This is a genomic window from Bradyrhizobium jicamae (genome assembly GCF_001440395.1).
Classification (GTDB): Bacteria; Pseudomonadota; Alphaproteobacteria; order Rhizobiales; family Xanthobacteraceae; genus Bradyrhizobium; species Bradyrhizobium jicamae.
This window is the reverse complement of the sequence record NZ_LLXZ01000156.1, coordinates 44739-53842: the sequence shown is the minus strand read 5'-3', so window position 1 is coordinate 53842 and position 9104 is coordinate 44739. Positions and strand designations below refer to the sequence as shown.

Sequence of the window (9104 nt, the reverse complement as noted above, 5' to 3'; positions counted from 1 at the left end):
CTCCCCCCCCCCATCCACGTCTTTATCGCCGACGAAGAAGACGTGGATGCCCGGGACAAGCCCGGGCATGACGAGCAGCGCGGTCCCGACGTCCTCAGAAATGAGGACAGGCGCGGGGACGAGTAGCAGGTAAAATTCATCCGGACGGGACTCATTCGCACGGAGGATCATCATGGCTCGCAGTTCCACTCTGCTCGGCTCGGCGCTTGCCGGCCTCGCCCTTGCCGCGGCATCTCCAGCGGCATCCCAGGCGATCGACCTGGACCAACTGACGGCAACCCAAGCCGCCGCCGATCTCTGCGCCGGCAAGATCACCAGCAAGGCGCTGACCGCAGCAGTGATCGCGCGGGCCAAGGCGAAGACCGATCTCAACGCCTTCATCACGCTGGACGAGGCCGGTGCGATGAAGGCCGCCGAGGCGTTCGACGCCGGCCGCAAGAAGGGCTCCTGTAAGCCGCTCGGCGGCGTCCCCATCGTCATCAAGGACAATATCGAGGTGGCCGGCCTCCCCAGCACGGCTGGAACGCCGGCGTTGAAGAATTTCGTGCCGAAGAAGGATGCGCCGGTGGCGGCAAAGCTGCGTGCGGCGGGCGCCATCATCGTCGGCAAGACCAACATGCATGAGCTTGCCTTCGGCATCTCCGGTTACAACGCCGCATTCAAGACCGGCTCGGAGTCCGGGGTACGCAGCGCCTATGACACGACAAGGATTGCCGGTGGTTCGTCATCGGGCACGGGCGCCGCGGTCGGCGCGCGGATCGTTACCGCGGGCCTCGGCACCGACACCGGCGGATCGGTCAGGGTCCCCTGCGCGCTGAACGGCTGCGCCGCGCTGCGTCCGACTGTCGGTCGCTATCCGCAAGCCGGCATCGCGCCGATTTCTCACACCCGCGATACTGCCGGCCCGATGGCATCGACAATCGCCGATGTCGCGATACTCGATCGCGTCATCGCTGGCGGCGGCGCGATCACGCCCGCAGAGCTGAAGCAAATGCGCATCGGCGTCGACAAATCGATGCTGGCCAATCTCGACGCCGATACCGAGGCCGCATTCAAGGCGGCACTGGAAAAACTCAAGGCGAGCGGCGTGACGGTGGTCGATATCGAGATGCCGAAGCTTGCCGAACTCAACGGCCAGGTCGGATTTCCGCTCGCGCTGTACGAGGCCTATGACGACATGGTCGCCTATCTCAAGAAGAGCGGCTCTGGCGTCAGCATCGAGAATCTCGCCAAAGAGATCGCGAGCCCCGACGTGAAAGGCACTTATGACGGGCTGGTGATTCCGCGCAAGCTGCCGGGACCGAACAACACGGTCACGGACGCCAAGCCGGCCTATGAGGCCGCCATGAAGACCGCGCGGCCTGCGCTGCAGGCGCTCTATCGTGATACGTTCGCCAGGAACAAGCTCGACGCCATCGCCTTCCCGACGGTGCCGAAGGTCGCGATCGCCTCCAATCCCGACTCGTCGAGCCTCGCGAATTTCCTGCTGTTCATCCAGAACACCGATCCCGGCAGCAATGCCGGCGTTCCCGGCATCCAGCTGCCGATCGCACTGGGCGCATCGAGCAAGCTGCCCGTCGGTCTCGAGCTCGATGGACCCGCGGGGAGCGATCGCAAGTTGCTCGCGATCGGTATGGCGATGGAAAAGCTGTTCGGTCGGCTGCCGCCGCCGTCGCGCTAGCCGGCGCTCGCCGCGGCGCCCGACACAAAATATCGAAAACAACCCCATGCAAAGTACAATGGGTCTGCCCTAATGCCGTGCAAACAGGCTGGCGACGCCGCTGCGGCGGCGGACGCCGAGCTTGGCGAAGATGCGCTCGATATGGGTGCGAACGGTCGAGACCTCGACCTGCAGCCGGTGCGCGATCTCCTTGTCGCTGAGATCGTCCGATATCATCCGCGCGATCTCGAACTCGCGCACCGAAAGTTTGAGGATCGGTGAGCCGTCCACCACAACGGCCGCTGCCCCGCCGGCCGCGCGGACCAGCGCACCGGTGAAAGCCGGCTCGATCAGCCGCAACAGCTCCAGGGTACGGCCGTCGAAATTCTCGCGCCGCCGACCACGCCAGATCCTGATGTCGCCGATGTTGCGGCCGCCGGCGAAGCTATAGGCATTGACGCCCCAATGCAGTCCGTCGCGGGCGAGAAAATCGTTGAAGAACTCGGTCCGCATCAGATCGCGCTGCGGCATCACCTGCGTTACCAGCGTCGCCTCGCGACGGGCCTGCAGCTTCAACGTGATCGGATCGCACTGCTGAAAATAGCGATCGTAGGCCGCGATGTTGGCCGGGTCCATGTTCAGGTACACGGCCTTTTCGAAACGGCCGGTCGCATCCTACCAGACGAAGGAGGCGTAGTGGTCGGCTTCCAGCAATTCGAGCAAATGATGGCCGACCGCCTCGCGCACGTCGTGCTCGCTGAGGTCCTCGGACAACAGCCCGAAGATGCGCGCCAGCACCCGGCTCTCGGAAGCGCTCACATACATGCGGGGTATCCTAGCGGGGAACCGCGGCCGGGGGGAACCGGCTTCGGGCCGCCCTACTCGGCCTTGATACCGGCCTGCTCGATCACCTTGCGCCAGCGCTCCACCTCGCTGCGGTAGTAGCGGCCGAACTCCTCCGGCGGCGTCGCGATCAGGACGAGACCCTCGTTGACGCTGAGTTTCTTGAAAGCGTCGGCCTGCACCGCTTTCGCCGCCGATCGGTTGAGGCGATCAATGATCTCAGGCGGCGTTTTCGCCGGCGCAAACAGGCCGTACCAGGTTTCCGCCTCAAAGCCGGCAAGACCGGTCTCGGCGACCGTCGGCAATTGCGGAAACGCAGGCGAGCGTTCTGCAGTCGTCACCGCCAGCGCGCGCAACTGGCCGCCCTCGATCAGGGATGCGGCGCTTGCCACCGTCGTGAACATCACCTGGGTCTGCCCGCCGATCAGATCGGTGATCGCAGGCGCGGATCCCTTGTAGGGCACCATCGTCATATTGACGCCGGCCATGCGCTTGAACATTTCGCCGGCCAGATGCGCCGAGGTACCGGTGCCGAACGTGCCGTAGGAGATCTTGTCGGGCTCAGCTTTCGCCGCCGCGATCAGATCGGCGACGGAACGAAACGACGACTTCGGATTGACGACGACGATATTGGGGGAACGCGCGATGAACGCGACCGGCGCAAAGTCCTTGTTCGGATCGAAGGGCAGTTTGGCGTACAGGCTCGGGTTGACCGCATGGGCAAATGATCCCATCAGCAGCGTGTAGCCGTCGGCTTCGGCGGACGCGACCGCCTGCGCGCCGATGATGGTGCCAGCGCCCGGCTTGTTCTCGATGATGATGCTGGCGCCGAGATCCTTTGCCATCTCCTGCGCCAGCACGCGCGCGATGGCGTCGGTGCCGCCGCCCGGCGCAAAGGGCACGATGATCTTGATGACGCGCTCTGGATAGGCGGCGAATGCCGTATGGCTCAGCAGCGGCAGCAATAGCGCGGCGAGCGCGAACAGGAAGGCAATGCGGCATCGATCGACCGCAGACAGTGGCATCGCACGGCTTCCCGCCGACACCCGCTCGCGCGCAAACATCCGTCGTCTCCCCTGCTTTTCTTCGGATCACTTTATTGTATCCGACAGCACCGATCCAGACCGTGACTATCGTCCCGATCGGGATAGACTTGGGCAATCGTTCAAATTGAAAGCGTCCAGAGAGGAGAACGAACATGAAGCCCCGGATGAATTATTACCAGGCCGCGCCCGAAACCATCAAAGCGCTCGTCGCAGTGGAAGCCCAGATCGTCGCCTCAGGGCTCGAAAAGTCGCTGATCGAACTGGTCATGACGCGCGCCTCCCAGATCAACGGCTGCGCCTATTGCATCAACATGCACACCCAGGATGCTCGCAAGCTCGGCGAGACTGAACAGCGCCTTTACCTCCTGAGCGCCTGGCATGAATCGCCGCTCTATACCGACCGCGAACGCGCCGCGCTGGCGTGGACCGACGCGGTGACGCTGATCGCCGAGACGCACGCCCCTGACGACCTCTACGAAGAACTCCGCGCGCATTTCTCTGAGACGGAGATGGTCAACCTCACCGTGCTGATCGGGGCCATCAATGCCTGGAACAGGATCGCGATTTCGTTCCGCGCGGTTCACCCGGTGAAGGCGAAAGCGGCGGTGGCATGAAACAGGGGAGACTGACATGACACGTTCGATTTGCGGCATGATGGCAATCACCCTGCTCGCGCTGGTCACGGGCACCATGCCGGCCGCGCAGGCCGAAGACGCCAAGGTGACGCCCGTGCGTTCGGAAAAACTGCCGAACGCTCCCGGCAAGAGCCTGACCACCGTATTGGTGAACTACGCGCCCGGCGGCAAGTCGGCCAGTCATCATCACGCCGGCAGCGTGATGGCCTATGTGCTGACGGGCAGCATCCGCTCGGAGAATTCGGCGACCGGACCGGCCAGGGTCTACAAGGCCGGCGAGGCCTTCTTCGAGCCGCCCGGCAGCGAGCATCTCGTCAGCGAGAATGCCAGCACGACGGAGCCGGCAAGCCTGCTCGCGATTTTCGTCGCCGATGACGGCGCGCAACTGACGACGTTCGGGAAGAAGTGAGGGGTGGTGTGGTGGCGAACCACGCGCACCACACACTCCGCTGTCATGCCCCGCTTCAGGCGGGGCATCCAGTACGCCGCGGCTTCTCGGCCCAAGCGCACCTGCTCTGGGATACTGGGTCGCCCGCCCCCGTGCGCAATTGCGCACAAGGCGGGCGACGACACTTCGCTAAACCGCCGTTGCCTTGGCGAATTCGACATAGATCTCGCGCAGCCGGTTGGTCATCGGGCCGGGCTTGCCGTCAGCGACCTTCTTGCCGTCGATCGACACCACCGCCTGCACGAACAGGCTGGCGCTGGTGATGAAGGCTTCTTTAGCGGCCAGCGCCTCCTCGACCGAAAACGCCCGCTCCTCGACGCGGAGCTGGCGCTCTTCGGCGAGCGCAACCACGGCCTTGCGGGTGCAGCCGGGCAGGATTTCGCTGCCATTCTGCCGCGTCACGATCACGTCGTCCTGCGTGAGGATGAAGCAGGAGGACGAGCCGCCCTCGGTCACCTTGCCGTCCTCGATCATCCAGGCCTCGCCGGCGCCGGCCGCAGCCGCCGTCTGCTTGGCCAGCACCTGCGCCAGCAGCGCCACGCTCTTGATGTCGCGGCGGGTCCAACGCAGGTCTGGCACCGTGATCACGTTGATGCCGGTCTTGGCCGAGGGCGCGTTGACGATGTCCTTGGTTGAGGTGAACATGATCAGCGTCGGCTTGACGCCCTTGGGAAACGCAAAATCGCGCCCGGTGTCGGCGCCGCGCGTCACCTCCAGATAGACCATGCCGTTGACGAGATTGTTGCGCTTGACCAGCTCCTGCTGGATCTCCTGGATGCGCGCGGTCGTTTCCGGCAGCGCCAGCTCGATCTCGCCGACCGAGCGCTCCAGCCGCGCCAGATGCGAGGCATTGTCGATCAGCTTGCCGTCGAGCACGGCGGCGACCTCATAGATGCCGTCGGCAAACAGGAATCCGCGGTCGAGGATCGAGACCTTCGCCTCTGAGAGAGGGACGAAAGAGCCGTTGACGTAAGCGATCTGTTCCAAAGTAGAATCTCCTCGTAGCGATGCCGCCGTGGCGGAAGTTATAGCTAATCGTCATTGCGAGGAGCGAAGCGACGAAGCAATCCATGCTTCCCGTGTGGCGCTATGGATTGCTTCGCTGCGCTCGCAATGACGCGGATGGGCCTCCGCCCCTCAATGCGACAGAATCTTCGACAAGAACTTCTGCGCGCGTTCGCTGCGTGGACTGCCGAAGAAATCGGTCTTCTGCGCGTCCTCGACGATCTCGCCCTTGTCCATGAAGATCACGCGATTGGCGACCTTGCTGGCAAAGCCCATTTCGTGGGTGACGACCATCATGGTCATGCCCTCATGGGCGAGATCGACCATCACGTCGAGCACTTCGCTGATCATTTCCGGGTCGAGCGCCGAGGTCGGCTCGTCGAACAGCATCGCGATCGGGTCCATGGCGAGCGCGCGGGCAATCGCCACGCGCTGCTGCTGGCCGCCGGAGAGTTCAGCCGGGTATTTGTTTGCATGCGCCTTCATGCCGACGCGCTCGAGCAGCTTGTCGCCCTTGGCGACGGCCTCGTCATGCGAACGGCCCAGCACCTTCTCCTGCGCCAGGCACAGGTTCTCGATGATGCGCAGATGCGGAAACAATTCAAAGTGCTGGAACACCATGCCGACACGCGCGCGCAGTTTTGGCAGGTCGGTCTTGGGATCGTTGACCTTGATGCCGTCGAGGATGATCTGGCCCTCCTGGAACGGCTCCAGCGCGTTGACGCATTTGATCAGCGTCGACTTGCCCGAGCCCGACGGGCCGCAGACCACCACCACCTCGCCCTTGGCGACGCTGGTGGTGCAATCCTTCAGCACCTGGAAGCTCGGCCCGTACCATTTATTGACGTGGCTGATTTCGATCATGAAGCTATCCTTTTGAGCATGATCTTTTCGGAAAACCGGTTTCCACTTTTCCGGATCATGCTCGTCACCGAACAATAGCAATGCGTGCCTGCAGGCGCCGGACGCCATAGGACGCGAGACAGGAAATCACGAAATAGACCAGCGCCGCGAACAGGTACATCTCGACCAGGCGCCCGTCGCGCTGCGCCACCTTGCTGGCGGCACCGAGGAAGTCCGGGATCGACAGCACGTAGACCAGCGAAGTGTCCTGAAACAGCACGATGGTTTGCGTCAGCAGCACCGGCAGCATGTTCCTGAACGCCTGCGGCAGCACGATGTAGCGCATGGACTGGCTGTAGGTCAGGCCGAGCGCGCTTGCCGCCGCCGGCTGTCCTTTGGAAATGGACTGGATACCGGCGCGCATGATCTCGGAGAAATACGCTGCCTCGAACATGATGAAGGTGACGAGCGACGAGGTGAACGCGCCGACGCGAATGGGACGTGACGCCCCGGTCAGCCATTGCCCGATATAGGGCACCAGGAAGTAGAACCAGAAGATGACAAGCACCAGCGGCAGCGAGCGCATGAAGTCGACATAAAGCCCGGCGATGCGGCCGAGCAGCTTGTAGCTCGACAGCCGCATCAGCGCGATCAGCGTGCCGAAGATCAGGCCGCCCAGCGCCGACAGCCCGGTCAGCATCAGCGTAAAGCTCATGCCGTCGAGGAACAGGTAGGGCAGCGAGCGGCGGATGACGTCGAAATCGAGATTGCCGAACATCGTCATTTCCCCGTGATGTAGCCGGGGATCGCCAGGCTGCGTTCGAGGAAGCGCATGCCGGTGACGACGATGATGTTGATCGCGAGATACATCACGGTTGCGGCGGTGAAGGCTTCGAACACCTGGAACGAGAATTCCTGCATCGCCCGCGCCTGGCCAGTCAGTTCGATCAGGCCGATGGTGATGGCGACGGAGGTGTTCTTGACGGTGTTGAGAAATTCGGAAGTGAGCGGCGGCATGATGATGCGAAACGCCATCGGCAATAGCACGTAGCGGTAGCCCTGCGCGGTCGTCAGCCCGAGCGCGGTCGCGGCCTGCTTCTGCCCGCGCGGCAATGAGGCAATGCCGGCGGCAAGCTGCACCGCGACGCGCGCCGACATGAACAGGCCGACGCCGATCGCTGCCGTCCAGAATGGCGCATTCGGAAGCTGCTTCAGCCACAGCCCGGCGGCGCGCGGTAGCAGTTCGGGCAGCACGAAGAACCAGAGGAATAGCTGCACCAGCAGCGGCATGTTGCGGAAGAATTCGACATAGCAAAAGCCGACCCAGGACGCGGCCTTTGACGGCAACGAACGCAGGATGCCGACGATCGTGCCGAAGATCAGTGCGATGACCCAGGCCAGCAGCGCCGTCTTGATGGTCAGCCACAGCCCCGACACCAGCAGGTCGAGATAGGTGCCGGCCCCGGTCGGGTTCGGCTCGAAGAAGATGTGCCAGTTCCAATTGTAGTTCACGAAGCACCCTACGGAAAACGCCGGCAAAGCCCTTGGTCACTAACGCGGATAGTCACTAACGCGTATGCAAAAGTCCGGCCATTCGTCACTGCAAAATGGCCGGACTTTTCTAATTGGAAGCTCAACTGTGGCATCCCGGTTCGAGACGGCGCTAACGCGCCGCCTCGCCCCATGAGGATTGCTTCTTACTTATACGAATCCGGATCCGGCGAGTCCGACGGCTTGGCGAATTCATTCTTGAGTTCAGCGCTGATCGGCGTGTTGAGGTTCAGCCCCTTCGGCGGGATCTTCTGCGTGAACCACTTGTCGTAGATCTTCTGGCCCTCGCCGCCGGTATAGAGCGCCGCGGTTGCAGCATCGACCACCTTCTTGAAGGCCGGATCGTCCTTGCGCAGCATGATGCCGTAAGGCTCCGGCTTGGAGAATGCATCCTTGGAGATCACGTAATCATCCGGCGCTTTCGAGCCGGCAACCAGGCTCGCCAGCAGGATGTCGTCCATCACGAAGGCCACCGCGCGGTCGGTCTCGACCATCAGGAACGCCTCGGCGTGATCCTTGGCCGGGATGATGTTGATGTTGAGGCTGCGCGCCGCGTTGGCTTCGGTGAGCTGCTTTATGTTGGTGGTGCCGGCGGTGGAGACCACCGACTTGCCCTTGAGATCATCGATCGCGTTAATCTTGCTCGCCTTCTTGGTGACGTAGCGGCTCGCGGTCAGGAAGTGGGTGTTGGTGTAGGAAATCTGCTTCTGACGCTCGGCATTGTTGGTGGTCGAGCCGCATTCGAGATCGATGGTGCCGTTGGCGAGCAGCGGGATACGGGTCGACGACGTCACCGGATTGAGCTTGACCTCGAGCTTGTCGAGCTTGAGCTCCTTCTTCACGGCATCGACGATCTTGTGGCAGATGTCCATGGCGTAGCCGATCGGCTTCTGGTTGTCGTCGAGGTAGGAGAACGGAATCGACGAGTCGCGGAAGCCGAGCGTGATGGCGCCGGTGTCCTTGATGTTCTTCAGCGTCCCGGTGAGTTCCTGGGCCATAGCCGGGGTGGCGCACAGCGCACCCGCGAGCAGACAGCCGATAATCTGACGGTGTTTCACGTAACTTCTCCTCTA

General features: G+C 62.9%; 11 protein-coding genes. 3 read left to right on the top strand and 8 right to left on the bottom strand.

The features are described 5' to 3' along the window. Positions 1-253 precede the first annotated feature (253 nt). Entirely contained in the window at positions 254-1681 is a 1428-nt protein-coding gene (gene iaaH, locus CQ12_RS25495) for an indoleacetamide hydrolase (protein WP_057838106.1), read from the top strand. 69 nt (positions 1682-1750) lie between these two features. Here the strand turns inward: iaaH and CQ12_RS25490 are convergent, their stop codons facing one another. The 3 genes from CQ12_RS25490 to CQ12_RS25485 are packed head-to-tail and all read right to left on the bottom strand — an operon-like array spanning position 1751 to position 3528. Continuing rightward, positions 1751-2308 (bottom strand): helix-turn-helix transcriptional regulator, encoded by a 558-nt coding sequence (locus CQ12_RS25490; protein ID WP_198164261.1) that lies wholly within the window; start codon positions 2306-2308, stop codon positions 1751-1753. 27 nt (positions 2309-2335) lie between these two features. Next, the gene (locus CQ12_RS45240) at positions 2336-2485 is read right to left on the bottom strand and encodes a hypothetical protein (RefSeq protein ID WP_198164260.1); all 150 of its coding nucleotides are present in this window, start codon (positions 2483-2485) and stop codon (positions 2336-2338) included. A gap of 53 nt (positions 2486-2538) precedes the next feature. Continuing rightward, complete coding sequence (locus CQ12_RS25485) at positions 2539-3528, bottom strand: tripartite tricarboxylate transporter substrate binding protein (protein WP_157088494.1); 990 nt, start codon at positions 3526-3528, stop codon at positions 2539-2541. 173 nt (positions 3529-3701) lie between these two features. Here CQ12_RS25485 and CQ12_RS25480 point away from each other — a divergent pair, with 173 nt between their 5' ends. Further along, entirely contained in the window at positions 3702-4163 is a 462-nt protein-coding gene (locus CQ12_RS25480) for a carboxymuconolactone decarboxylase family protein (RefSeq protein ID WP_057838042.1), read from the top strand. A gap of 16 nt (positions 4164-4179) precedes the next feature. Continuing rightward, positions 4180-4593, top strand: coding sequence for a cupin domain-containing protein (locus tag CQ12_RS25475; RefSeq protein WP_057838041.1), 414 nt, complete (start codon positions 4180-4182; stop codon positions 4591-4593). Between the two features lie 168 nt (positions 4594-4761). Here CQ12_RS25475 and CQ12_RS25470 read toward each other — a convergent pair whose 3' ends face one another. The 5 genes from CQ12_RS25470 to CQ12_RS25450 all read right to left on the bottom strand — a co-directional run bounded on the left by CQ12_RS25470 (position 4762) and on the right by CQ12_RS25450 (position 9029). Next, positions 4762-5619, bottom strand: a complete 858-nt coding sequence (locus CQ12_RS25470; RefSeq protein WP_057838040.1) for a D-amino-acid transaminase — start codon at positions 5617-5619, stop codon at positions 4762-4764. A gap of 150 nt (positions 5620-5769) precedes the next feature. Further along, positions 5770-6501, bottom strand: coding sequence for an amino acid ABC transporter ATP-binding protein (locus CQ12_RS25465; RefSeq protein ID WP_057838105.1), 732 nt, complete (start codon positions 6499-6501; stop codon positions 5770-5772). A 64-nt stretch (positions 6502-6565) separates the two neighbouring features. Next, positions 6566-7258 carry an amino acid ABC transporter permease gene (locus tag CQ12_RS25460; RefSeq protein ID WP_057838104.1) on the bottom strand — a complete coding sequence of 231 codons (693 nt, stop codon included), beginning with the start codon at positions 7256-7258 and terminating at the stop codon, positions 6566-6568. Positions 7259-7260: 2 nt separating this feature from the next. Beyond that, the gene (locus CQ12_RS25455; protein ID WP_057838039.1) at positions 7261-7992 is read right to left on the bottom strand and encodes an amino acid ABC transporter permease; all 732 of its coding nucleotides are present in this window, start codon (positions 7990-7992) and stop codon (positions 7261-7263) included. 185 nt (positions 7993-8177) lie between these two features. Continuing rightward, entirely contained in the window at positions 8178-9029 is an 852-nt protein-coding gene (locus CQ12_RS25450) for an amino acid ABC transporter substrate-binding protein (RefSeq protein ID WP_157088500.1), read from the bottom strand. Positions 9030-9104 lie beyond the last annotated feature (75 nt).